Genomic DNA, 23,448 nt, shown 5'->3' on the forward strand with positions numbered 1-23,448 from the left:
CAAAACCGTTCATCTGCCGCTCATATGGCGGTCGCTAATCATAAACCAACGGCGCGAAACGGCATCGGGATTTCCCCCCTGTTACCCGGTCCGCTCTCGCCGCGAAGCGCTTCAAGGGCGCGATCGAGACCCCCGTTCCATGCCCCCGGAGCGGGGGTCTTACTCTGTCTGGCGCTTGCGCGCGCCACCGCGGCCTTCTAGGGCAAACCCATGGCCGACACTCTCTCCATTTGCTCCTGGAACATCAACAGCGTCCGTGCGCGCATCGACATCGTCGAACAGCTGCTGCAGCAGGAAGCCCCCGACATTCTCTGCCTTCAGGAAACCAAGGTGGTGAACGAGATTTTCCCCACCGACATGTTCCGGCGCATGGGCTATGTCCATCAGGTGCTGAATGGTCAGCGGATGCATCATGGCGTGGCGATCATGAGCAAAGTGCCGATTCACGAAGATGACCGGTTCGACTGGCAGGCCAATGGCGAAGCGCGCCATGTGGGCGTGCGCCTCGACAATGGCGTGCGGATCGAGAATGTCTATGTACCCGCCGGCGGCGACATCGCCGACCGCACGGTCAATCCCAAATTCGGGCAGAAGCTCGACTTTCTGGAGCGGATGATCGAATGGTCGAGCGCGCTGGACAATAAACCGACCATCCTGACCGGCGACTTCAACATCGCGCCGCTGGAAAGCGATGTGTGGAGCCACAAGCAGTTGCTCAACGTCGTCAGCCATACGCCCGTCGAATGCGAGATATTGGCGCGGTTGCAGGCGTCGAACGACTGGGTCGATATCGGCCGCCATTTCCATCCTGCGCCTGCGCGTCTCTATACCTGGTGGAGCTATCGCGCCAAGGATTGGGCGGAGTCGGATCGCGGACGTCGGCTCGACCATATGTGGATGACCCGCGACGTCGCGGACAAGGCGGTCAGCCATCGCGTGGTCGAACCCGCGCGCAGCTGGATCAAGCCGTCCGACCATATCCCCATCATCACCGACTTCGTCTTCTGATGCGCGCGCGCGACGCTGCCCGTGCGATCGACGCGCTACGGCGCGGCTGGGCGATCAGGATTGCCGGGGCGGATGGGGCAATCCGGCTGATGGCGATCGAAGGGGCGGATGCGGTAACGCTGACCGCATTCGACCCGGACGCGCGCGCCAACATCCTGATCTCCGCCGCGCGTGCCGAAACGCTCAAGCTGGCGAACCAACTGGCCGCTGCCGATCCCGATCTGCCGGTACTGGTGGAGCGCGCACCGTGGATCGACGCGGACGTCGCGACCGCCATGTCCGACCCGGTGCTCGACCTCGCCTCGCCGCTCAAGGGGCCGTTCCGCGCCCGCCCGCTCGCCGCGCCCCAGGCGGCGAAGGCGGCGCTGCGGCTCGCCCGCCTCGCCGGCATCCTTCCCGCCTATTTCCTGACGGAAGGCGATGAGGCCGTGGATGTCACGGTGCAGGCTGATGATATCGACGCCTATGATGATGCGATTCATCTCGCCATCGCCACGCGCGCCCGGCTGCCGGTATCGGCCAGCGAGACGGCGGAGATCATTGCCTTCCGTAGCCCCGACGAACCGCGCGAGCATGTCGCGCTGGTGGTGGGCAAGCGCGATGCCTCGCCGCCCGTTGTCCGCCTGCACAGCGAATGCCTGACCGGTGATGTGCTGGGCAGCCTCAAATGCGATTGCGGCCCGCAACTGCATCAGGCGCTGCACCAGATCGCCGACGCGCCCTGGGGCGTGCTGCTCTATTTGCGGCAGGAAGGGCGGGGCATCGGCCTCGTCAACAAGCTGCGCGCCTATGCGATGCAGGACCAGGGCTTCGACACGGTCGACGCCAATGTGCGCCTCGGCTTTGCGATCGACGCGCGCGATTTCTCCGTCGCGGCGCGGATGCTCGACCTGCTCGGCGTCGCGCAGGTGCGACTTTTGACCAACAACCCTAATAAGGTGGCGGGGCTGGAAGCGGCAGGCATCGGCGTAATCGAGCGCTTGCCGATCATCCTGCCGACCAACCCGCATAATGAACGCTATCTCGCCACCAAGCGCGACCGGACCGGCCATCAGCTATGAGCCTGATCCGCGTCGATAGTGGCGCGGGTCGCCTGACCTTCGGCGCTATGACCGTGGATTGCACGATCGGCCGGGGCGGCACCTGTGCGGCCGCGGACAAGCGCGAAGGCGATGGCTGCACCCCGCTTGGCCTCTGGCCGATCCGTGGTGTCCTGCTGCGGCCTGGCAAGGTCGACGCCGTCGCTATCCGATTGCCCTGGCGCTGGATCAGACCTGGTGATGGGTGGTCGGACGATCCCGTCGATCCCGCCTATAACCGCCCAGTTCGCCTGCCGCGCGGCTTCTCGGCCGAAAGCCTGATCCGTGCCGACGATGCCTATGACATCATCGTCGTGCTGGGCCATAATGACGGGTCACCCGTGCAGGGGCAGGGCAGTGCGATCTTCTTCCATTTGTCCGAAGGACGCCCCACGGCGGGCTGTGTCGCCATCGAACGCAACGACATGCTCCGGCTATTACCGCTGCTCGCGCCGGGTGACAGGATGGAGATCGTCGCCTAGGCTCGCGCCAGCGCCTCGCCAACCTCGCCGCCAGCGCCCTCCAGCAATCGCCGCTCCAATGTCTGGAGCCGCGCCTTGCTCTCGATCTTGCCGCCGAACAGGTCGGTGACGTAGAATGTATCGACCGCGCGTTCGCCATAGGTGGCGACATGCGCGCTATGCACCGTCACCTTCGACTGGAACAGGGCGTTGGCGAGGCTGAATAGCAGCGCAGGCCGATCGCGCGCATTGACCTCGATCACGGTGAAGCGATTCGACGCCTTGTTATCGATCAGGACATTGGGCTCGATGCGGAAGGCTTCGGCGCGGGTCCGGGTGAGCGGGCGCGCGCTCAACTTGGTGATCAACCGGTGGCGGTTCGACAGCGAATCCTCGATCGCGTTGCGGATGCGGGCCAGCTGATCGGGACTGTGGAACGCGCCACCCATCGGGTCCTGCACCAGGAAATTGTCGATCGCCACGCCATCGCGCGTCGTGTGAATGCGCGCGTCGATGATGTTGCCGCCCGCCAGATGGATGGCGCCTGCAATGCGATAGAATAGCCCTGGATGATCGGCGGCATAGACGGTCACCAACGTCGCGCCACGCTGCGGATAATAATGCGCCGCGATCGACAGCGGCGCGTCGCCCGCCGCCAGCATATGTTCGGCATTATGGATCAAGATATCGTCGGGTTCGGCGATCCAGTAGGATTCAGGGAGTCGCTTGCTGAACGCCTCGAACGTCGCTTCGTCCATATGGAGCGCCTGGCGCAGCGTCTTCTGCTTGGCGGTCACCCGCTCGCTGCGGCCCTTCTGCTTATGGCCCAGGCGCAGCAGTTCCTCGGCCGAATCATAGAGATCGCCCAGCAACTGCCGCTTCCAGCTGTTCCAGACGCCGGGGCCGACCGCGCGAATGTCCACCACGGTCAGGCACAGGAGCAGCCGCAACCGTTCGGGGCTTTGCACCACGTCGACGAAATCGACGATCGTCTTGTAATCGGCTAGGTCGCGCTTGAACGCGGTCGCCGACATCAGCAAATGATAGCGCACCAGCCAGGCGACCGTTTCGGTTTCCGCTGGGGTGAGGCCAAGGCGCGGGCAGAGCTGCTCAGCCACCTGCGCGCCCAATATGCTGTGATCGCCGCCACGCCCCTTGGCGATGTCATGCAACAACACGGCGATATAGAGCACCCGGCGCGAGAGCAATTTGCCCATCAGGTCGGTGGCCAGCGGATGATCCTGCGCCAGTTCCCCCTTCTCGATCCGCGACAGCAGGCCGACAGCGCGGATGGTATGCTCATCGACCGTATAATGATGATACATGTCGAACTGCATTTGCGCGACGACCCGGCGGAAGTCGGGCACGAAGCGGCCGAACACGGTCGATTCGTTCATCCAGCGCAGCACCGTTTCCGGGTCGCGCGGCGACGTCAGTACATCCATGAAGGCGGCGTTGGCACGTGGGTCTTTACGGATCTTGGCGTTGATCAGCCCCGCGTCCCGGCTCGCCGCACGCATCGCGGCGGGGTGGATGGACAAGCCATGGCGATCGGCCAGTGCGAAAATCTCCACCAGCCGCACCGGGTCGGCCTGAAAGAAATCATCGCTCGGCAGCGCCAGCCGCCCCCGGTCCAGCACGAACCCGTCGAGCTTCTTGGGCCGCCGGAAGATGGCGGGAATATAGCGCCGCCCCTTCGGCCCCATCTGGTCATCCAGATGCGCCAGGAACACCGCGGTCAGGTCGCCGACGATCTTCGCGTTCAGGAAATAATAGCGCATAAACCGCTCGACCCCGGACTGGCCATGCCGCCCGGTAAAGCGCATCCGAGTCGCCGTTTCGAGTTGCAGGTCGAAGGTCAGCCGGTCTTCTGCACGCCCGGTGATGGTGTGCAGATGACAGCGCACCGCCCAGAGGAAATCCTCCGCCTTTTGAAACTGGCGCAGTTCGATCTGCGTCAACAGCCCGACATCGACCAGCTCGGCGACCGACCGCACCCGGTTCACATATTTGCCGATCCAGAACAGCGTATGCAGGTCGCGCAGCCCGCCCTTGCCTTCCTTCACATTGGGCTCGACGACATAGCGGCTGTCGCCCATTCGCTTGTGGCGCTCGTCGCGCTCGACCAGCTTTTCGGTGACGAAGGCGCGGGCATTGCCCTGCATCACCTCCGCATCGAAGCGGACCGAAGTCTCCTCATACAGCGCCCGGTCGCCCCAAACATAGCGCGCTTCCAGCAAAGCGGTGCGCACCGTCAGGTCGGCCTTGGCCATCCGCATCGTTTCATCGATCGACCGGCTGCTATGCCCGACCTTCAGCCCCAGATCCCACAGCGAATAGAGCATCGATTCGATCACCTGCTCGGTCCAGCCGGTGGGCTTCCAGGGGGTGATGAAGCCGATATCGACGTCGCTATGCGGCGCCATCTCGCCCCGGCCATAGCCTCCCACCGCGATCAGCGCGATGCGCTCGCCGGTGCTGCGATTGCCTGAGGGGTAAAGATGATGTGTCGTTGCGTCATAGAGCAGGCGCAGAATCTGGTCGATCAGGAAGGCGAAGGCGGTCACCGTCTCGCGCCCGCGCGTAGGGCGCTGCTCCAGCCGCCGGGCCACTTCCACCCGCCCCTCTTCCAATGCGGCCTTGAGTTCGCCGACGATCAGCCCGCGCAACCGCATGGGATCGCCCTTGTGCTCGTGCGCAAGGGCGTTGATGCTGTCGGAAATCGCGCGCCGGTCGATGATCGCACGGCGCGATCCCAAAGCGGGGAACTGCATGACCATGCGCGTTCTCTAGTCGGGCGTCGCGTCGGCTGCCAGTTGTTTCAATCGATATATGTGATCGAGTGCCTCACGCGGGGACAGAGCATCCGCATCGATCGCGGCGATGGCCGCGCGCACCGGATCGGGCGCAGCCTCTTCCTGCGCAGCCGCCGCCGCGAATAGGGGCAGATCGTCCAGTCCCGCCGCGATACCGCCGGTCTTCGCCTTGCCCGCTTCCAGCCGCGCCAGCACATCCTTGGCGCGCTTGAGCACCGGCGCGGGCAGCCCCGCCAGCCGCGCGACGGCCAGGCCATAGCTGCGGTCGGCCGGTCCCTGTGCCAATTCGTGCAGCAGCACCAGATCGCCCTTCCACTCCCGCGCGCGGACATGGTGGAGCGATAGGGCAGACAGGCTTTCGGCCAGCCGCGTCAGTTCATGATAATGGGTGGCAAACAGACAGCGGCAACGATTGACCTCATGCACCGCCTCTACCACCGCCCAGGCGAGCGCCAGCCCGTCATAGGTGGACGTGCCGCGCCCCACTTCATCGAGAATGACGAAACTGCGCGTCGTCGCCTGCGCCAGGATGGCGGCAGTCTCGACCATCTCAACCATGAAGGTCGACCGCCCCTTGGCCAGATTGTCCGACGCACCCACCCGGCTGAACAGCCGATCGACCAAAGTCAGCGTCGCCGATTGCGCCGGGACATAGGCACCCGCCTGCGCCAGGATGACGATCAGCGCATTTTGCCGCAGGAAGGTCGACTTGCCGCCCATATTGGGGCCAGTGACCAGCCACAGCCGGTCGTCGGCGACCAGGCAGCAATCATTGGCGACGAACGCCTGGCCGTCGCGGCGCAGCGCATCCTCCACGACCGGATGCCGCCCGCCGCTGATCGACAGGCAGGGGTTGGACCCGTCGTCTGCGATCAGATGGGGCCGCTGCCAGCCGCCCTCTGCTGCCCGTTCGGCGAGCGCCGCTGCCACGTCGAGCCGGGCGAGCGCCTGGCCCGCCCGTGCGATGTCGGCCTTGCGGTCCAGCACGGCGGCGATCAACTCTTCGAGATGCGCGGCTTCGGCGACCAGCGCATGGGCCCCCGCCTGCGCCACGCGCCCGGCTTCCTCATGCAGATCGACCGAATTGAAGCGCACGACGCCGGCCAGCGTCTGGCGGTGGGTGAAGCCGCTGGTCGGCACCATCAGCGCATCGGCGGAACGGGCGGGCACCTCGACATGATAGCCCAGCACGCCATTATGGCGAATCTTGAGCGCGGCAATGCCCGTCTGTTCGCGATATTTGGCCTCCAGCGCGGCGATCGCGCGGCGACCGTCACCGGCCATCCGGCGCAGTTCGTCGAGCGCGGGATCATAGCCATCGGCGATATAGCCGCCGCTCGCCGTCTCGGTCGGCGGGGCAGGCACCAAAGCGCGCGACAGCGCATCGACCAGCGCGCCATGGCCATCGAGCGCGGGCAGCAGCCGCACCAGCAACAGCGGCGGATCAGGCAGGTGCCCCAGCCGTTCGCGCAAGAGCCGCGCTTCGCCCAGACCGTCGCGCAATTGCCCCAGATCGCGAGGGGAGCCGCGCCCCACGGCAACCCGCCCCAGCGCGCGGCCGATATCGGGCAGCGCCCGCAGCGCCGCGCGCAACTGGTCGCGCAGCCCCGCATCGTCGTGGAACAGCTGCACCAGCCCCAGCCGCGCTTCGATCCGGTCGAGATCCATCAGCGGCGCGGCCAGATCCTGCCCCAACAGCCGCGCGCCCGCGCCCGTCACGGTGCGATCGACCGCCCCCAGCAGGCTGCCAGCGCGCGCGCCGCTGGTGGTCGCGACGATCTCCAGACTCTCGCGCGTCGCCGCGTCGATCGCGACATGGCCGCCGCTCGTCTGGCGCAAAGGTGGCGCCAGAAAGGGCAGGGTGCCCTTCCCCGCATGGTCGAGATAGGCGATCAGCCCACCCATGGCTGCCAGCTCCGCGCGGCCGAACTGGCCGAATCCATCGAGCGTCGCGACCGCGAACAGCCGCTTGAGCGCTGCTTCGGCACGGCTGCTGGAAAAGGCCGTGCGATCGAACATATGCATGTCGGGCAGGTCCAGCGACGATCCTTCCGCCACCACCGTTTCACTGGGGCGCAGGCGCGCAAGTTCGGCATGAAGATCGGTGGCGCGGCATGTCATCGTCTCGAACCGGCCGGTCGAAATATCGGCAGCGGCGATCCCGATCTCGCTGTCTCCGCCCACCTGCGCCAGCGCGACGAGCATATTGTCGCGCCGAGAATCAAGCAACGTCTCCTCGGTCAGCGTGCCCGCCGTCACGTATCGCACGATGTCGCGCGCCACGAGCGTCTTGCCCCCGCGCGCCTTCGCCTGCGCCGGGGTTTCCGTCTGTTCGGCAATGGCGACGCGATGGCCCGCCTTGATCAGCCGCGCGAGATAGCCCTCCGCGCTGTGGACCGGCACGCCGCACATCGGGATCGGTGCGCCATCATGTTCGCCCCGACTGGTCAGCGCGATGTCGAGCGTGGCCGCCGCCGCCTTGGCATCATCGAAGAAGAGTTCGAAGAAATCGCCCATGCGGTAGAAGAGCAGGCAGCCCTGCGCCTGTGCCTTGAGCGTCAGATATTGCGCCATCATAGGCGTAAGGGGTGAGGACGTGTCGGGGGCGCTGCGCATCCCGCCCGGATAGCGGCAAGGCGGCGCGCAGGAAAGAGCGCGAAAAAGCGGCCTTCTCGCACTTGCCCCCAAGCATGGCTTGCCGCTAGGGCCAAGGCAACGGACAGAAGAGGCGGATAATCGATGACCGACAAGTCGAGTGTGGAATTTTCCGAGCGCGAGGCGCTGTTTTTCCATTCGACCGGTCGCCCCGGCAAGATCGAGATCATCGCGTCCAAACCGATGGCGACGCAGCGCGACCTCAGCCTCGCTTATTCCCCCGGCGTCGCGGTGCCGGTGCTGGCGATCGCAAAAGACCCGGCCCTCGCCTATGACTATACCGCCAAGGGCAATCTGGTTGCGGTCATCACCAATGGCACGGCGATCCTGGGCCTTGGCAATCTCGGCGCCCTGGCGTCCAAGCCGGTAATGGAAGGCAAGGCGGTCCTCTTCAAGCGCTTTGCCGATGTGGATTCCATCGATATCGAACTCAAGACCGAAGATGTCGATCGCTTCATCGACGCGGTCGAATTGATGGAGCCGACCTTCGGCGGCATCAACCTTGAAGACATCAAGGCACCCGAATGCTTCATCATCGAACAGACGCTCAAGGAGCGGATGAACATTCCGGTCTTCCATGACGACCAGCATGGCACCGCGATCATCGCGGCGGCGGGCGTTATCAATGCCGCGATGCTGACCGGTCGTGAACTCAAAGACCTCAAGGTCGTGGTCAATGGCGCGGGCGCGGCGTCGATCGCCTGTACTGAACTCATCAAAGCCTTGGGCGTCGCCGGTGACAATGTCATCATGTGCGACAGCAAGGGCGTGATCTATCAGGGCCGTACCGAGGGCATGAACCAGTGGAAGTCGGCCCATGCGGTCAAGACCGACGCGCGCACGCTCAAGGAAGCGATGAAGGGCGCGGACGTGTTCTTGGGGCTGTCGGTCAAGGGCGCGGTGACGCCGGACATGGTCAAGGATATGGGCGACAAGCCGATCATCTTCGCCATGGCCAACCCGGACCCCGAAATCACCCCGCCCGATGCCAAGTCGGTGCGCCCTGAAGCGATCGTGGCGACCGGCCGGTCGGATTATCCCAACCAGGTCAACAATGTCATCGGTTTCCCCTTCATCTTCCGCGGCGCGCTCGACGTGCGCGCGACGACGATCAACGAAGCGATGAAGGTCGCCGCCGCCCATGCCATCGCCGAGCTGGCGCGCGAGCAGGTGCCCGAAGAAGTGGCCAAGGCCTATGGCCGCTCGCACAGCTTCGGCCCCGACTATATCATCCCCGCCCCTTTCGATCCGCGCTTGATGGAAGTGGTGCCGTCCGCCGTCGCGCAGGCCGCGATGGACAGCGGCGTGGCGCAAAAGCCGATCACCGACATGGCGGCCTATCGCCAGTCGCTCAAGGCCCGCCTCAACCCGACCACCTCGGTCCTGACTACCGCCTATGAAGTCGCGAAGGCCAATCCCAAGCGCGTCGTCTTCGCCGAAGCGGAGGAGGAAGTGGTGCTGCGCGCCGCTATCCAGTTCCGCGACCTGGGCTATGGCGTGCCGGTGCTGGTGGGACGCGGCGACGTGGTGGACAAGCTCAAGGCGCTGGGTGTGCGTGACCCGGATAGCTTTGAACTGCACAATAGCGTCAATTCGCCGCTCGTCCCCGAAATGGTCGATCTGCTTTACGCCCGGCTCCAGCGGCGCGGCTATCTGCGCCGCGATTGCGAACGGATGGTCAACCGCGATCGCAACATCTTCGGCACGTTGCTGGTGAAGATGGGCGTGGCCGATGCCATGATCACCGGCATGACCCGCCCCTATGCGCAAACCCTGCGCGAGGTGAAGCGGGTGATGGACCCGGCCGCCGGTCGCACGCCGTTCGGCATCCATGTCATGGTGGCCAAGGACAAGACGGTTTTCCTGGCCGACACCACGGTCAATGAACGCCCCACGGCGAGCGAACTGGCCGACATTGCCGAGGGCACCGTCGCGGTCGCGCGGCGCATGGGCCACGACCCGCGCGTCGCCTTCCTCTCCTACTCCAATTTCGGCAACCCGCCCGGCGCTTTCCTCGAAAATGTGCGCGGCGCGGTGAAATTGCTCGACGAACGCAATGTCGATTTCGAATATGAAGGCGAAATGACCGCCGACGTGGCGCTCAATCCCGCTGTCATGAAAAACTATCCGTTCAGCCGCCTGTCCGGGCCCGCCAATGTGCTGGTGATGCCGGGCCTGCAATCGGCCAATATCTCGGCCAAGCTGTTGCGCGAACTGGGCGGGACATCGATGATCGGGCCGGTATTGGTCGGCATGGAAAAATCGGTCCAGATCGCGACGATGGCGTCCAACGCCTCCGAGTTGCTGACGCTTGCGGTGCTGGCGGCGGGCGGGATCGCGCTCTGACCGACGCAGTCTATGGAATAAGTTGAAGGAGCGAGCGGGCATGAGCGACATGGTGAGTTTCGACAGCGCCACTTTCCGGCGCGTGCTCGGCCATTATCCCACGGGCGTCTGCGTCGTGACGGCGATGGAAGCCAGCGGGGCACCGGTCGGCATGGTGGTAGGGTCTTTCACCTCGGTATCGCTCGATCCGCCACTGGTGGCCTTCTTCCCCGCCAAATCGTCGAGCAGCTGGCCCCGGATCGAGGCGGTCGGCAAATTCTGCGTCAATATTCTGGCCAGTGACCAGCAGCCGTTGTGCCGCCAGATTGCCGCGCCAGGGCCGGACAAATTCGCCGGCATCGTGCATCGCGTGTCCGCCAATGGCTCCCCGATCCTCGATGATGTCGTCGCCTGGATCGATTGCGCGCTCGATGCGGTGCATGAGGCGGGGGACCATTATATCGTGCTGGGCAAGGTCGTGGCGCTGGAAGTCGACAGGCCGGAGCGGCCACTGCTGTTCTTCCAGGGCAGCTATGGCGAATTTTCGCTGATTGCCTGACGGTCGGGCGGGATGCCTGCCGTCTGGTCGGGAAAGGGGCTGTTCTTTCCTTTTGCGGCGGCCCAGACATAAGCGGGACATATTACGGGTCCTTAACGCCTTCTTCCTATGCAGGTGCGTTGCCCTCTGACCGGACTGCCCATGACCGCGCTGCTCATCACCGTCGATACAGAGCTGTCCTCTTCGCTGCATCAGCGCGGGGTGAGCCTGACCGACAATGTCAGCCGCTCGATCTGGGCGGAAGCAAAGGGAGAGGGGCATGGTATTGGCTGGCAGATGGACATGCTGGAACGCCATGGCCTTAAAGGCGTCTTCTTCCTCGATCCCATGCCCGCGCTGGTGCATGGCGCGGATTTCCTCGCACCCATCGTTAAGGCGATCGAGAGCCGAGGGCATGAAGTGCAGATGCATATCCACACGGAATGGCTCGCTTGGGCAAAGGAGCCACCCGTGGGTGGGCGGCAAGGGCGCAATATCGGCGATTTCTCGCTGGATGATCAGATCACCCTGCTGAGTCTTGCCAAGATGCTGTTGGAGCAGGCGGGCGCGCCGTCCATCACGGCCTTTCGTGCCGGCAATTTCGGCGCGAACGACGATACGCTGCGGGCGCTGGCCGCGATCGGCGTGGCGTGGGACAGCAGCGTCAATCCCGCCTATCTGGGACGCGAATGCGGCATTACCGCCGATCCGGCGCAGATCGGCGCGCAGCGGATGCAAGGCGTGGTCGAACTGCCGGTATCAGGCATCCATGACCGGCCCGGCCATTTCCGCCCGGCGCAAATCTGCGCCATGTCGGCGGCGGAAATGCGCGCGGGCCTGCGCCATGCCGTGCGTGAGGGGCACGACGCTTTCACCGTCGTCACCCATAGTTTCGAAATGCTCTCGCGGGATCGGCAGCGCCCCAATGCCATGGTCAAGGCGCGGTTCGTGGCGCTGTGCCGCGAAGCCGCGCGCATGCCGCAGGTGCGGGGGGTCGGCTTCCGCGACCTGTCCCCGGCGATGGCCGATGATTCGCCACCATCGCAAAGCCGTGTTTCGCCCAGCCGGATACGCACGGGGCTGCGACTCGCACAGCAGGCCTGGGCGACCTGGCGCTACGAACATCGACTGGTTCCTGCGTGAGCCGCTATCCCGTCGCGCTCGTCCTCGGTCTGGAAAATGCCATCGGCCTGACGGTCGTGCGCGAACTGGGCGAAAAGGGCGTACCCGTCCATGGCATCGCCCGCGAAGCGGCGCCCGTGGCTGCGGCGTCGCGCCATTGTGCTGCCATGACGATGCGCCCCTCTGGACCGATGGCCGAATGGTTGCCCGATCTGATCAGCACCACGGGGGCAGGGGCGGTCTTGGCCATTTCCGAATCCGACCTGCTGGAGCTTTCGGCTCTGCCGCCGGTGATCGGTGGCTGCCATGTGCTGGTGCCTCGGCCAGAGCCGCTGGCCAAGGTGCTGGACAAGCTTCGCACGCTGGAGATCGCGGCGCAGGTCGGATTGTGCATCCCACAAACCTGGCAACCGCGCGCGGGTGAGGATTTTGCCGCCCGTGTCGCGGCCATGCGTTATCCGCTGGTCGCCAAATGGGCCAATCCCCCCGAAATCATGCCCATTTTGGAGCAGGCGGGGCTGGAATGGCTCAAGACTGAGTATATCCGCACGCCCCAGGAATTGGCGGCCTTGCTCGACCGCTACGCCCCGGTCGGTCATTGGCCGCTGATCCAGCAATATTGCCGGGGCGTCGGCCTTGGCCAAATGCTCTATATGGACGGCGGCCATGCGACCTTACGTTTCCAGCATCGCCGCCTGCACGAATGGCCGCCCGAAGGCGGCGTGTCCACGCTCTGCCGCGCCGAGCCGGCCGACGCACATGCGGCGCAAATGCTGCTATCGGAAGCCCTGTTGCGCGCGCTCGATTGGCAGGGCCAGGCGATGGTCGAATATCGTTATGAAGCCGAAAGCGGCCGATATTGGCTGATGGAAGTCAATGGCCGCTTCTGGGGCAGCCTGCCGCTGGCGCGCCATTGCGGCGCGCTGTTCGCCTGGGAGGCCTATCGCCGCACTGTCCTTGACCAAACCGATGTCGCGCCGACGCCCCGTGACACGCTCCGCGCCCGCTATATGGTGCCCGAAACCAAGCGGCTTGCGCGCGTGTTGCTGTCGCCATCGCGGATCAGCGATCCCTTCTTGCAGCGTCGCCCACTGGCGGACCTGACCGCCTATCTGCTGACCTTCTTCGATCCGCGTGCGCGCTATTATGTGTTCAGCCTGTCCGATCCGCGCCCCTGGCTGCGCGACATGGCGCAGATGTTCAGGAAAGCCGTGCGCCGGGGAAAGCCCTGACCAGCGCGCCCACGGCCTGTTCGATCCGGGCAAGGCATTGCGCCATATAGCGGTCATCAAGCATATAGGGGTCATGCAGATGCGGTAGCATCGGCCGGGTCCAGCGACCCAGCAACATACGGGGCAGGGCCGCCAGCCGCTGATCGGCAGCCAGCCGGTGCAATTGCCGCACCTCCATCGCCAGCAACAGGTCGCCGGATTCTGGTATATAATCCGCCAGATCGATGGCGCGATGTGCACTCAAATCATGGCCCAGCGTCCGTGCGGCGGCGATAGCGGGACCATGCGCCGGCCGCCCGCTTGTCGTCGATAGCCCAAAGGATGCGCTGTTCAGCCCGACGCTATGCGCCACCACATCGGCAAAGGCACTGCGACAGATATTCCCCTGACACACGAACACCAATCGCCGCACCTGCGCGGGATCAGGCGCAACGCTGGCGGATCGGCCAAGCGCGAGTTGCGGATAGGACAGAGCAAGCCGCACCAGTCCGCGGAAAGTACCGAACCGGGAGCGGATCATGATGGAACAGCCTTGCCGCAAAAAATTGGCGGAGACGCCGGGATTCGAACCCGGGGAGCCCCATTCAGGGCTCGACGGTTTAGCAAACCGCTGGTTTCAGCCACTCACCCACGTCTCCGCACGAATTGTCTGCCGGGTAGGCGGACAATGGCTGGGGAGGGGCTATAGCGATGGCCTTCCTGCATGGCAACGGGTCTGTCACAGCTATTTTGCGGGCATCACCCCCATGCGCATTCGTTCCGGCGCAGAATCGACTCAGATTGGCGTTCGTTCATTGGCCTTTCAGCTTGAAAGCCGATAACCGGGGAAATGATTGAGCGCAGATTTTTCGGGGAGCAACGGGCATGAACAGCAAAATGGGGCAAATGGCCGCCCGTGTTGCGCGCGCGGGCACATGGGTCGTGGCGCTTGCCGGACTGGCGCTGACGCCCGTCGCGACACAGGCGCAGGTCCGCACGATCGATCCAAACACGGCCATCGATGCCGATCTCGCGCCGCCGCCGCCCGCCAATAGCCAACCGACCGCGCCGGGTGTCGATTCCAGCGTCTATGATGGCCCACCGGCGATCGAAGATCCAGCGACGGCAACCGGCGCGCCGGTAACGGCCAATTCGCCGCCCGCCGCGCCCGATCCCACCATCTCCTACCAGGAAGACGATTTGATCGGCGCGGCCGAGGGCGTGTTCGGCAAGGGTGCCGAGGGGCTGGCTGGCCTCATCGAGAAGGTCTTGAAGGATCAGGGTCGTCCCAACGCCTATATCGCCGGGCGCGAGGCGTCGGGCGCGTTTGTCGTCGGCCTGCGCTACGGGTCGGGCACACTAAATCATAAGGTCGAAGGCAAGCGCGAAGTCTATTGGACCGGGCCGTCGATCGGTTTCGACGTCGGCGGCAATGCGTCCAACACCTTCGTCCTGGTCTATAATCTCTACGATACGCAGGATCTCTACCATCGCTTCCCCGCCGCCGAAGGCACGGCCTATCTGGTGGGCGGATTCACCGCCAGCTATCTGCGGTGGGGCAATGTCGTGTTGATCCCGATCCGGCTCGGCGTCGGCTATCGCTTGGGCGGCAATGCGGGCTATATGAAGTTCAGCGAAAAGCGGAACTGGATGCCCTTCTAACCCGGTCTATAACGACAGGGCGAGTTGTTCGCCCTGCTCGACCGCTTCCTCCGCCTCCAGATTATGCACGCCCAGGCCCAGCAACCGCGCACCCATGCGCAGGGGCAATTGCGCCAGCAGCAATTCGCGCGCGGTCTGCGCCAGCAGGTCCGGCGATCGCACTGGCGCGGTGAAGCTGCGCGACCGAGTGATGATGCGGAAATCGGCGAACTTCACCTTCAGCACCACCGTCCGGCCCCAGGCCTGCGCCTTTTCGATCCGGACCCATAGGCTGGCGGCGATCCGGTCTATCTCCGTAACCAACGCAGCCCGATCGGTCAGGTCGTCGGAAAATGTGTCCTCCACGCTGACGGATTTACGCCCTTCACGCTCGCGCACGGGCCGGTCATCCTCGCCCCGCGCCGCGCGATAATAATAGTCCGCCGAACTGCCGAAATGGGCCTGGAGAAAGCGCAGGTCGCGCGCGCGCAGGTCCGCCCCCGTCTCGATCCCCAATTCATGCATCCGCCGCGCGGTCACTGGCCCAATGCCGTGGATGCGCCGTACCGGCATCGCCGCGATGAAGGCGGCGCCCTCGCTCGGCCGCACCACACACACGCCATCGGGTTTGTTCTGGTCTGATGCCAGTTTGGCGATCAGCTTGTTGTAAGACACGCCGGCCGAGGCGGTGAGGCCCGTTTCGATGCGGATCAAATGCCTTATCTCTTCGGCCACCTGCGTTGCCGAGGCGATGCCCGGCTTGTTCACCGTCACGTCGAGATAGGCTTCATCCAGCGACAGCGGCTGAATGATGTCGGTATAGCGACTGAAAATTTCGCGAATATGGGTGGATGCCGCGCGATAGGCATCGAACCTGGGCGTGACGAAGATCAGACCAGGACAGAGCCGCCGCGCCCGTGCGCCGGGCATGGCCGATTTGACCCCGAATGTGCGTGCTTCATAACTGGCCGTCGCCACCACGCCGCGCGGACCACCTCCGCCCACGGCGATCGGCTGGCCGCGGAGCGCAGGGTCATCGCGCTGTTCCACCGACGCATAGAAAGCATCCATGTCGATATGGATGATCTTGCGCAGCGGTGGCGGCACGGGGTCCATGGCCCAATTCTATGGCATAATCAGAACAAAAGAGAAACGAAATTGCGCTGCATCTATGTCTTGTTCTTGAGCGCTAGCAGGGCCGCGAAGGGGCCGGTCTGATCCTCGTTCAACACGCCGACCTCCTTGAGATAGGCGTCGGCGTCCGGCGAGCGGGGATAGGGGGCCATGACCAAAGCCATGGTTTCGGCCACCGCTTCGCCCATGTCGATGACCTGGCCGTCATAGCCGATCGTGTCGCAATCCTCGACATCCAGCTCCAGTTCGTCGCTGTCGATCACGTCGGTCCCTTCGACAATGAAGCGCAGCAGGAAATCGCTGTCGATCTGCTCCGGCACCGGCAGGCCAGTCGCCACGCAGGGTTGCGACAGCGTGGCGCGTATCCGGCCCCGCGCGACGATCGCGCCATTGTCCTCGCCAATCCCGTAATCGGCTTCCAGCCGGTCGAGCGCGATCAGGCCGAAACGGCGCATCAATGCCATGCGCTCTTCGGCCTTGGCCGCGATATGCACGCTGCCCGCGAGCCGACCGATCTGATCGACCTTGATCGGGCGCGAAAATTCAGGCGCAGGGACGGGGCTCATCCGATATCTCCTGCCAGCAAGGCATCGCGCGACAGGCTGCCCAGCCGCGTCCAGCGCGCCCGCAGCGCGCCTTCGACATGGGTTAGCGCCGCGTCCGACACCTCCCCGCCGCGATAGAGGTTGCGCACCAGCGCCTCGCGCAAATCCGCTTCGCCCGCCAGTGCCGTGCGATAGGCGCTGATCCGCCCGCCAAGCGCGCTCATCATGCGGCCGACATGCTTGCCGACCACGACATCGCCAATTCCTTCCTGGCGCAACTGCCCATCCATATCGTCGACGAAGACTTCGGTCAGCCAGACGCTTTCCTGTGTCGCACCCTGTTCCTGCAACCGGACCAGCACCTGGCTCAAAATCGCGACGATCATGTCGAACCGGCCGTCCAGCGTGTCGGGCACGGCACCGTCCAGATACCAGTGCGGCTGGCGGCCTTCCGCGACGATGGCATGATAGAGCGGCATCAGACTGTCTTTGGGGTCGGTACGCCCGAACAGTCTTTGCAGGAAGGAAGGGGAGGTGGTGGACATGCGGCAACGTCTTTTCATGGTGGATGGGCGGGCGGCGCGCGTCGCCCCATATTTCGCGCCCCTTGCCGGGGGCGGCGCATTTCCATATTGATCGCTGCGTCGCCCAATGCAATGGCGGCGTCATGTTTCTTGGGTTCGCGGGTTCGCCCCCGCAGGAGAAGTCGATGCGTCCGTTCAGCCGTCATTCCGCACAGGGGCGCATCCTGCTCGCCATAGGCCTTGGCGCGCTCGTACTGGGCGCTTCGGGCTGCACCCGCGTTCGCACCCATCAGGGCTATCAGGTCGACAAGCTGCTGGTGGATTCGGTCCAGCCCGGCATCGACAATCGCGCCTCGGTCGAAGGCACGCTGGGCCGCCCGACCTTCACCTCGCAGTTCGGCGAGCAGGAATGGTATTATATTTCGCGCAGCATGCGCGCGCTGGCCTTCTCGAACCCCAAACCCGTGGAACAGACCGTGCTGCGCGTCCGCTTCGATGCTGCCGGCAATGTCGCGGCGGTCGATCGCATGGGGCTGGAACAGGTCGCCAATATTTCGCCATCTGGGGACAAGACCCCGACTCTCGGCCGCAACCGTAGCCTGTTCGACGAGATTTTCGGCAATATCGGCGCGGTCGGTGCCGGTGGCATGGGTGGTACCGGTGCAGGCGGTGGCGGCCCCGGCCCTAACGGCAGCTAAACCCTAGCCGCGCGGACCATCTAGCGGCTCTGGCGCCCGACTGGACAAGACACTATTGGCCTCTACGCAGCTTCCGATCGACAGATCGGGAGAATGATGTCGCTTTAGGGTTGCCTACCGGCATAGGAATGGGGAAGACGGTCATCATCATCGGATAGGCCTGCCATCCTCGTGCCCGCATGGGTGTCGACCCGGAGAAGAATTTGTTTTTGGTCCTGCTTTGCCTCCTGCCATTCGTCGGCACCTTGCTGCTGTCGATCATGGGTAGGGCAGGCCGCAACGCGCAGGCCGCGATAGCCGTCATCCCCGCCATCGCCGGACTTGCCCTGCTGGGATGGTTCGCGCCGCTCGTGCTGAGCGGCGGGGTGGTGCAATGGCATATGGCTTGGGTGCCGACATTGGGACTGGAACTCAGCCTGCGCCTCGACGCGCTGGGCTTGTTGTTTGCGGGCCTGATCCTGGGCATCGGCCTGCTCATCATCCTCTATGCGCGCTTCTATCTGTCCGCCAAGGACGCGATGGGCCGGTTCTTGGCGATGCTGCTGCTGTTTCAGGGGGCCATGCTGGGCATCGCCCTGTCGGGCAACATCTTGCTGTTGCTCATCTTCTGGGAACTGACCAGCCTGTCCTCCTTCTTGCTGATCGGCTTCCGCAGCGACACGGCGGAGGGGCGGCAGGGCGCGCGCATGGCGTTGGCGGTGACGGGCGGCGGTGGCCTCGCGCTCATTGGCGGTCTGGTGTTGCTTGGCACGATCGCGGGATCGTTCGAACTGGCAGACATATTGGCGAGCGGCGACCTCATCCGATCGTCCACCCTCTATCCCGTGGCGCTGATCCTGATCTTGCTGGGCTGCTTCACCAAGTCGGCGCAGTTCCCGTTTCACTTCTGGCTGCCCCACGCCATGGCTGCCCCGACGCCGGTCAGCGCCTATCTGCATAGCGCGACCATGGTGAAGGCGGGCGTGTTCCTGCTCGCGCGCTTCTGGCCGGTGCTGTCGGGGACCGACCTGTGGTTCTATCTGGTGACGACGACGGGGTTGGTCACGATGATCCTCGGTGCGGCCGTCGCCCTGTTCCGTCATGATCTCAAAGCGATCCTCGCTTACTCCACCATCAGCCATCTCGGCCTGCTGACCATGTTGTTCGGCTTCGGCACGCCGGTCGCCGCTATGGTCGGCGTTTTCCATCTGCTCAACCATGCCGTCTTCAAGGCCGCCTTGTTCATGAACGCGGGGATCGTCGATCATGAAACGGGCACGCGCGACATTCGCCTGCTGGGCGGGCTGGCGACGCTGATGCCGATCACCGCGACGCTGGGCATCGTCGCGTCCGCCTCCATGGCGGGCCTGCCCCCGCTTGCCGGTTTCCTGTCGAAGGAAATGATGCTGGAGGAAGCCGGGCATACCCTATGGGCAGGGCAGTCGTGGATCGTGCCGCTCGGCGCCGTGATCGGAGCCACGCTGTCGGTGGCCTATTCGCTACGCTATATTGTCCATCTCTATTTCGGGCCTCGCCCGGCGTCCTATCCTGCCCAGCCACATGATCCGCCGTTCGGTCTATGGGCACCGTCCGCCTTGCTGGTCGTGCTGACCATCCTGGTCGGCCTGTTCCCGCAGACATTGACGGTGGGTCTCGTCACCCCCGCCGCCGCCATCGTCACCGGCGGCACCGCGCCGCCATTCAAGCCCGCCCTCTGGCATGGCGTGACCCCGGCGCTGGTGATGAGCATCGTGGCGGTCGCGGTCGGGGCGTTGATGCTGTGGCTTCATGCCCCCTTGCTGCGGACCTGGGATGCCTTGCGCCTGCCCGATGCCAAGCGGATGTTTGACCGGGCGCTGGAATGGCTGGTCGATCGGGCCAGCGACATGACGCGCGCCATCCACAATGGCTCGCTCCAACGGCAACTCAGCCTGCTGTTCCTGGTCGCGATCCTGGTCGGCGCGCTGGGCGTGTGGACCGGCGGCTACAGCCCCGGCACCCGCCCCACCATTCCCGCCCATCCCGTGGCGATCCTCGCCTGGGGCTTGCTGGTCGCGGCGGTCATCGCGGTCGTGAAGGCGCAGCGCCAACGCTATCTGACGCTGGTCTATATCAGCGTCGTCGGCCTCGTCGTTTCGCTCGCCTTCGTCTATCTGTCGGCCCCGGACCTCGCCCTCACGCAAATTTCGGTGGAGGTGGTGACGATCCTGCTGTTGCTGCTGGCGCTCAACCTGATGCCCAAACAGCCGGTGCGCCTCTCCAGCAACAGTCTGCGGTTGCGCGACGGTCTGATCGGGCTGACCGGTGGCACGGTCGCGGGCCTGGCGGCCTGGGCCGTGATGACGCGCGAGCCCAATGATCCGATCTCCGCCTATCATTGGGCAAACAGCTATTCGGGTGGCGGCGGGACCAATGTGGTCAATGTCACGCTCGTCGACTTCCGTGCCTTCGACACGTTCGGCGAAATCACGGTGCTGGGCATCGCCGCCCTCACCATCTTCGCGCTGCTGCAACCGGTGGCGCGTGGACCGTCGGGCCAACGCCTGCGCGAGTGGGTCGCGGATCTGCCCCGGTCGCCCGAACGCCATCCCATGATGTTCGCAGTCGCCGCCCGGCTCTTGCTGCCACTGGCGACGATGATCGGCCTCTTTATCTTCCTGCGCGGGCATAATCTGCCGGGCGGCGGCTTCATCGCCGGGCTGGTCGTCTCCATCGCGATGCTGATGCAATATATGGCGTCGGGCTTTGAATGGGCGGACCAGCGGCGACGTATCGACGAACATATGCTGATCGGCTTGGGCGTCACCATCGCCGCCTTGACCGGCCTTGGCTCGCTCTTCTTCGGCGCGCCGCTCTTCACCAGCGCTTTCGGCTATGTCACGCTGCCGCTGGTCGGAACATTTGAACTCGCGACGGCGATGCTGTTCGACGTCGGCGTTGCCATGACGGTGATCGGCGCGGTGATGCTGGCGCTGGCCGAACTCAGCCATATCGCCCAGCGCGCGGAAAAGGCGCTGGTGGAGGATGATGGCCCGATGGATATCGACCCGGCCAAATTGCGGGGACGCCGGGCATGAGTATCGAATTTCTGGTCGCCTCCGCCATTGCCGTGCTGACAGCGGCGGGCATCTATCTCGCTTTGCGCGGGCGCACCTTCCCAGTGGTGCTTGGCCTCGCCATGCTGTCCTATGCCATCAACCTCTTCCTCTTCGCCATCGGTCGCCTGACGGTCAACCGTCCGCCGCTCTATGAAAAGGGCGTGACCGACTATGCCGACCCCCTGCCGCAAGCTCTGGTGCTGACCGCCATCGTCATTTCCTTCGCCATGACCGCGCTTGCCGTCGTGCTGTCGCTGCGCAGCTTCCTCGAAACCGGCACGGATCAGGTCGACGGCATCGTCGAGGCGGACCCGCCCCAGCCCGATCGGGAGGCGGCGCCATGATCGATGCGCTGATCGCTGCGCCCTTGCTGCTCCCTGCCTTTGCCGGAACCGCGACTTTGCTGTTCCGCCGTCGGCGGCGCTGGATCGGTGCGGCCATCTCGGTCGGATCGGCGGCGGGACTCGTTCTGCTGGCAATGATCCTTATGGGGCAGGCCATCGCAGGCGGACCGACCGCCTATGCGCTGGGTAACTGGCCCGCCCCCTTCGGCATCGTGCTGGTGCTGGATCGGCTGGCGGCGCTAATGCTGCTGCTGACCGCCGTCCTCGGCTTTGCAGTGGCGGCCCATGCGACCTTGACCGGGCTTGATCGCAAGGGCTGGCATTTCCACCCGCTCTTCCAATTCCAGCTGCTCGGCATCAATGGCGCATTCCTGACCGGCGATCTGTTCAACCTGTTCGTCTTCTTCGAAGTGCTGCTGATCGCCTCCTATGGCCTGATGCTGCACGGGCAGGGCGCGCAGCGGCTTACGGCGGGCGTGCAATATGTGATCGTCAATCTCATTGGCTCCACCCTGTTCCTGATCGCCCTTGGTCTGCTGTATGGGATCACCGGTACGCTCAACATGGCCGACATGGCAGTGCGCGCTGCTGCCTTGCCGCCGGCGGATATGGGGCTGTTGCGCGCGGGCGGGCTGCTGCTGGTCACGGTGTTCGCGCTCAAGGCGGCGCTTGCGCCGTTGCACCTCTGGCTCCCGCGCACCTATGGATCGACAGCCCCCGCCGTCGCCGCGCTGTTCGCGATCATGACCAAGGTCGGCGCCTATGCCATCATCCGCACCGTACCGCTGATCTTTGGCGACTGGGTCGGGCAGTTGCTGCTGCCTGCAGCACTGGTCGCGATGCTGCTCGGATTTGTCGGCTTGCTGGCCGCGCGGGGCTTGCGCGATATGGCGGCGTTCGGCCTGATCGGATCGACCGCCACTCTGCTGGTCGCAATCGCCCAGTTCGATCAGCGCGCCATGGCTGCCGCACTTTTCTACCTGCCGCATACCACTCTGGCCGCTGCGCTGCTGTTCCTGACGATCGATCTCGTTATCCGCTGGCGTCCGGCCGAAGGCGACTCGATTGTGCCGACCTCGGCTTTTGCCGGGCAGGGCAGGCTGTCCCTGCTGTTCCTGGCGGCAGCCGTCGCCCTGGCAGGCCTGCCGCCGCTGTCGGGTTTCATCGGCAAATTGCTCATCCTTCAGGCATCGCTGACATCGCCCTATGTCATCGCCATCTGGGCGCTCGTGCTGGGGACCAGCCTGCTCGCAGTGGTCGGCATGGCACGGGCCGGGACCACCGTGTTCTGGAAACAAGGCAGCTGCCCACCCACGTCCAAGAACCGCACCGCCTTTCGCGCAATCGAAGCATTGCCGGCCTTTTTCCTGCTCGCCATGCTGGGCGTGCTGACCGTGGCCGCTGGCCCGGCCACGGCCTATGCCGACGCCACCAGCCGCCAACTGTTCGACGTGCCCGCTTATGTCCGCGCCGTGCTGGGGTCAGATGCACCGGGAGCCGCCCGATGAAACGCCTGCTGCCCCATCCCGGCCTTACGCTCCTGCTGGTTACCATGTGGATGCTGGTGCTCAACAGCCTCAGCATAGGCGGTTTTCTGCTCGGCCTCTTCTTCGCCATCGTCGTGCCGCTCTTCACCGCGCCCTTCTGGCCGGACCGGCCGCAAATGCGCCTCGGCCTGCCTTTGCTCGGCTATGCCTTTCTGGTGCTGTGGGACATCGTCGTCGCCAATTTCCAAGTTGCGCGGCTGATCCTGTTCCGGCGCAACCGCGATTTCCGCTCCTGCTGGCTCAGCATACCGCTGGAATTGCGCTCGGCCGAGGCCATCACTTTGCTCGCTGGCACGATCAGCCTGACGCCCGGCACCGTCTCCACCGATATTTCGACCGACGGCCGCCATCTGCTGGTCCATGCGCTGGATACCGGCGATGCGGCGGGCGAAATCACGCGCATCAAGACGCGCTATGAACGCCGCCTGCTGGAGATTTTCCGATGATAGAGACCGCTCTGTCGATCGCGATGGGCTGCGTGGCGCTGGCGATGCTGCTCAACCTCTATCGCCTGCTGCGGGGGCCAACCGCGCCGGATCGCATCCTGGCGCTCGATACGATGGTCATCAATGCCATCGCGCTCATCATCCTGTTCGGCATATTGGAAGAAAGCGGCGCCTATTTCGAAGCGGCGCTGTTGCTGGCGATGGTCGGCTTCGTCGGCACGGTCGCCTATACCAAATTCCTGCTGCGCGGCGACATTGTGGAATAGGATGGACCAGC

At 64.7% G+C, this 23,448-nt stretch carries 20 protein-coding genes and 1 tRNA gene; 14 read left to right on the top strand and 7 right to left on the bottom strand.

Features of this window, described 5'->3' with window-relative positions:
* Positions 1-210: 210 nt before the first annotated feature.
* Genes xth through SxD43FB_RS05005 form a run of 3 tightly spaced genes read left to right on the top strand, consistent with a single transcriptional unit; the run spans position 211 to position 2,569 of the window.
* Positions 211-1,008 (top strand): exodeoxyribonuclease III, encoded by a 798-nt coding sequence (gene xth, locus SxD43FB_RS04995; RefSeq protein WP_037477125.1) that lies wholly within the window; start codon positions 211-213, stop codon positions 1,006-1,008.
* Positions 1,008-2,069, top strand: coding sequence for a GTP cyclohydrolase II (ribA, locus tag SxD43FB_RS05000; protein WP_096061248.1), 1,062 nt, complete (start codon positions 1,008-1,010; stop codon positions 2,067-2,069). The genes xth and ribA overlap by 1 nt, the downstream gene beginning before the upstream one ends.
* On the top strand, positions 2,066-2,569 hold the full coding sequence (locus tag SxD43FB_RS05005; RefSeq protein WP_096061249.1) for a L,D-transpeptidase family protein: 504 nt from the start codon (positions 2,066-2,068) through the stop codon (positions 2,567-2,569). The genes ribA and SxD43FB_RS05005 overlap by 4 nt, the downstream gene beginning before the upstream one ends.
* Here the strand turns inward: SxD43FB_RS05005 and SxD43FB_RS05010 are convergent.
* On the bottom strand, positions 2,566-5,328 hold the full coding sequence (locus SxD43FB_RS05010) for a [protein-PII] uridylyltransferase (protein ID WP_096061250.1): 2,763 nt from the start codon (positions 5,326-5,328) through the stop codon (positions 2,566-2,568). The genes SxD43FB_RS05005 and SxD43FB_RS05010 overlap by 4 nt on opposite strands.
* A 9-nt stretch (positions 5,329-5,337) precedes the next feature.
* Positions 5,338-7,980, bottom strand: a complete 2,643-nt coding sequence (mutS, locus tag SxD43FB_RS05015; protein WP_096061251.1) for a DNA mismatch repair protein MutS — start codon at positions 7,978-7,980, stop codon at positions 5,338-5,340.
* A 123-nt stretch (positions 7,981-8,103) separates the two neighbouring features.
* Between mutS and SxD43FB_RS05020 the strand changes: the two genes are divergently transcribed.
* The 4 genes from SxD43FB_RS05020 (at position 8,104) to SxD43FB_RS05035 (ending at position 13,236) form a co-directional block, all read left to right on the top strand.
* The gene (locus SxD43FB_RS05020) at positions 8,104-10,365 is read left to right on the top strand and encodes an NADP-dependent malic enzyme (protein ID WP_037477139.1); all 2,262 of its coding nucleotides are present in this window, start codon (positions 8,104-8,106) and stop codon (positions 10,363-10,365) included.
* Between the two features lie 40 nt (positions 10,366-10,405).
* Entirely contained in the window at positions 10,406-10,903 is a 498-nt protein-coding gene (locus SxD43FB_RS05025; RefSeq protein ID WP_037477142.1) for a flavin reductase family protein, read from the top strand.
* A gap of 141 nt (positions 10,904-11,044) precedes the next feature.
* Entirely contained in the window at positions 11,045-12,025 is a 981-nt protein-coding gene (locus tag SxD43FB_RS05030) for a hypothetical protein (RefSeq protein ID WP_096061371.1), read from the top strand.
* Complete coding sequence (locus SxD43FB_RS05035; protein WP_096061252.1) at positions 12,022-13,236, top strand: carboxylate--amine ligase; 1,215 nt, start codon at positions 12,022-12,024, stop codon at positions 13,234-13,236. The genes SxD43FB_RS05030 and SxD43FB_RS05035 overlap by 4 nt, the downstream gene beginning before the upstream one ends.
* Here SxD43FB_RS05035 and SxD43FB_RS05040 read toward each other — a convergent pair.
* Positions 13,205-13,756: a phosphotyrosine protein phosphatase gene (locus tag SxD43FB_RS05040; RefSeq protein WP_096061253.1), complete on the bottom strand. Its 552-nt coding sequence runs from the start codon at positions 13,754-13,756 to the stop codon at positions 13,205-13,207. The genes SxD43FB_RS05035 and SxD43FB_RS05040 overlap by 32 nt on opposite strands.
* A gap of 26 nt (positions 13,757-13,782) precedes the next feature.
* Positions 13,783-13,874: transfer RNA gene (locus SxD43FB_RS05045), tRNA-Ser, on the bottom strand.
* 226 nt (positions 13,875-14,100) lie between these two features.
* Here SxD43FB_RS05045 and SxD43FB_RS05050 point away from each other — a divergent pair.
* Entirely contained in the window at positions 14,101-14,877 is a 777-nt protein-coding gene (locus tag SxD43FB_RS05050) for a DUF1134 domain-containing protein (RefSeq protein ID WP_096061254.1), read from the top strand.
* A gap of 6 nt (positions 14,878-14,883) precedes the next feature.
* Here the strand turns inward: SxD43FB_RS05050 and dinB are convergent, their stop codons facing one another.
* From dinB to SxD43FB_RS05065, 3 genes are read right to left on the bottom strand one after another with little or no spacing between them, the layout of a single operon-like run.
* Positions 14,884-15,972 (bottom strand): DNA polymerase IV, encoded by a 1,089-nt coding sequence (gene dinB / locus SxD43FB_RS05055; RefSeq protein WP_096061255.1) that lies wholly within the window; start codon positions 15,970-15,972, stop codon positions 14,884-14,886.
* 53 nt (positions 15,973-16,025) lie between these two features.
* Positions 16,026-16,556, bottom strand: a complete 531-nt coding sequence (locus tag SxD43FB_RS05060; protein ID WP_096061256.1) for a DUF177 domain-containing protein — start codon at positions 16,554-16,556, stop codon at positions 16,026-16,028.
* A complete protein-coding gene (locus tag SxD43FB_RS05065) occupies positions 16,553-17,080 on the bottom strand; it encodes a ubiquinol-cytochrome C chaperone family protein (RefSeq protein ID WP_096061257.1) in 528 nt (175 codons plus the stop codon). Before SxD43FB_RS05065 ends, SxD43FB_RS05060 begins: the two co-directional genes overlap by 4 nt.
* 164 nt (positions 17,081-17,244) lie before the next feature.
* Between SxD43FB_RS05065 and bamE the strand changes: the two genes are divergently transcribed.
* The 6 genes from bamE (at position 17,245) to SxD43FB_RS05095 (ending at position 23,437) form a co-directional block, all read left to right on the top strand.
* Positions 17,245-17,757 carry an outer membrane protein assembly factor BamE gene (bamE, locus tag SxD43FB_RS05070; RefSeq protein ID WP_037479027.1) on the top strand — a complete coding sequence of 171 codons (513 nt, stop codon included), beginning with the start codon at positions 17,245-17,247 and terminating at the stop codon, positions 17,755-17,757.
* A 203-nt stretch (positions 17,758-17,960) separates the two neighbouring features.
* On the top strand, positions 17,961-20,813 hold the full coding sequence (locus SxD43FB_RS05075; RefSeq protein ID WP_096061372.1) for a monovalent cation/H+ antiporter subunit A: 2,853 nt from the start codon (positions 17,961-17,963) through the stop codon (positions 20,811-20,813).
* 2 nt (positions 20,814-20,815) lie between these two features.
* A complete protein-coding gene (locus SxD43FB_RS05080) occupies positions 20,816-21,178 on the top strand; it encodes a Na+/H+ antiporter subunit C (protein WP_069066933.1) in 363 nt (120 codons plus the stop codon).
* Positions 21,175-22,686 (top strand): monovalent cation/H+ antiporter subunit D, encoded by a 1,512-nt coding sequence (locus SxD43FB_RS05085; RefSeq protein WP_096061258.1) that lies wholly within the window; start codon positions 21,175-21,177, stop codon positions 22,684-22,686. Before SxD43FB_RS05080 ends, SxD43FB_RS05085 begins: the two co-directional genes overlap by 4 nt.
* Positions 22,683-23,171, top strand: a complete 489-nt coding sequence (locus SxD43FB_RS05090) for a Na+/H+ antiporter subunit E (protein WP_096061259.1) — start codon at positions 22,683-22,685, stop codon at positions 23,169-23,171. The genes SxD43FB_RS05085 and SxD43FB_RS05090 overlap by 4 nt, the downstream gene beginning before the upstream one ends.
* Entirely contained in the window at positions 23,168-23,437 is a 270-nt protein-coding gene (locus SxD43FB_RS05095) for a K+/H+ antiporter subunit F (protein ID WP_096061260.1), read from the top strand. The genes SxD43FB_RS05090 and SxD43FB_RS05095 overlap by 4 nt, the downstream gene beginning before the upstream one ends.
* Positions 23,438-23,448: the final 11 nt, after the last annotated feature.

This window comes from Sphingobium sp. D43FB (assembly GCF_002312805.1).
Classification (GTDB): Bacteria; Pseudomonadota; Alphaproteobacteria; order Sphingomonadales; family Sphingomonadaceae; genus Sphingobium.

What these genes read in the sequence shown, in the direction of transcription:
- xth (WP_037477125.1), top strand. Translation starts at nt 211, where the DNA reads ATGGCCGACACTCTCTCCATTTGCTCCTGGAACATCAACAGCGTCCGT.
- ribA (WP_096061248.1), top strand. Translation starts at nt 1,008, where the DNA reads ATGCGCGCGCGCGACGCTGCCCGTGCGATCGACGCGCTACGGCGCGGC.
- SxD43FB_RS05005 (WP_096061249.1), top strand. Translation starts at nt 2,066, where the DNA reads ATGAGCCTGATCCGCGTCGATAGTGGCGCGGGTCGCCTGACCTTCGGC.
- SxD43FB_RS05010 (WP_096061250.1), bottom strand. Translation starts at nt 5,328, where the DNA reads ATGGTCATGCAGTTCCCCGCTTTGGGATCGCGCCGTGCGATCATCGAC.
- mutS (WP_096061251.1), bottom strand. Translation starts at nt 7,980, where the DNA reads ATGCGCAGCGCCCCCGACACGTCCTCACCCCTTACGCCTATGATGGCG.
- SxD43FB_RS05020 (WP_037477139.1), top strand. Translation starts at nt 8,104, where the DNA reads ATGACCGACAAGTCGAGTGTGGAATTTTCCGAGCGCGAGGCGCTGTTT.
- SxD43FB_RS05025 (WP_037477142.1), top strand. Translation starts at nt 10,406, where the DNA reads ATGAGCGACATGGTGAGTTTCGACAGCGCCACTTTCCGGCGCGTGCTC.
- SxD43FB_RS05030 (WP_096061371.1), top strand. Translation starts at nt 11,045, where the DNA reads ATGACCGCGCTGCTCATCACCGTCGATACAGAGCTGTCCTCTTCGCTG.
- SxD43FB_RS05040 (WP_096061253.1), bottom strand. Translation starts at nt 13,756, where the DNA reads ATGATCCGCTCCCGGTTCGGTACTTTCCGCGGACTGGTGCGGCTTGCT.
- SxD43FB_RS05050 (WP_096061254.1), top strand. Translation starts at nt 14,101, where the DNA reads ATGAACAGCAAAATGGGGCAAATGGCCGCCCGTGTTGCGCGCGCGGGC.
- dinB (WP_096061255.1), bottom strand. Translation starts at nt 15,972, where the DNA reads ATGGACCCCGTGCCGCCACCGCTGCGCAAGATCATCCATATCGACATG.
- SxD43FB_RS05060 (WP_096061256.1), bottom strand. Translation starts at nt 16,556, where the DNA reads ATGAGCCCCGTCCCTGCGCCTGAATTTTCGCGCCCGATCAAGGTCGAT.
- SxD43FB_RS05065 (WP_096061257.1), bottom strand. Translation starts at nt 17,080, where the DNA reads ATGTCCACCACCTCCCCTTCCTTCCTGCAAAGACTGTTCGGGCGTACC.
- bamE (WP_037479027.1), top strand. Translation starts at nt 17,245, where the DNA reads ATGCGTCCGTTCAGCCGTCATTCCGCACAGGGGCGCATCCTGCTCGCC.
- SxD43FB_RS05085 (WP_096061258.1), top strand. Translation starts at nt 21,175, where the DNA reads ATGATCGATGCGCTGATCGCTGCGCCCTTGCTGCTCCCTGCCTTTGCC.
- SxD43FB_RS05090 (WP_096061259.1), top strand. Translation starts at nt 22,683, where the DNA reads ATGAAACGCCTGCTGCCCCATCCCGGCCTTACGCTCCTGCTGGTTACC.
- SxD43FB_RS05095 (WP_096061260.1), top strand. Translation starts at nt 23,168, where the DNA reads ATGATAGAGACCGCTCTGTCGATCGCGATGGGCTGCGTGGCGCTGGCG.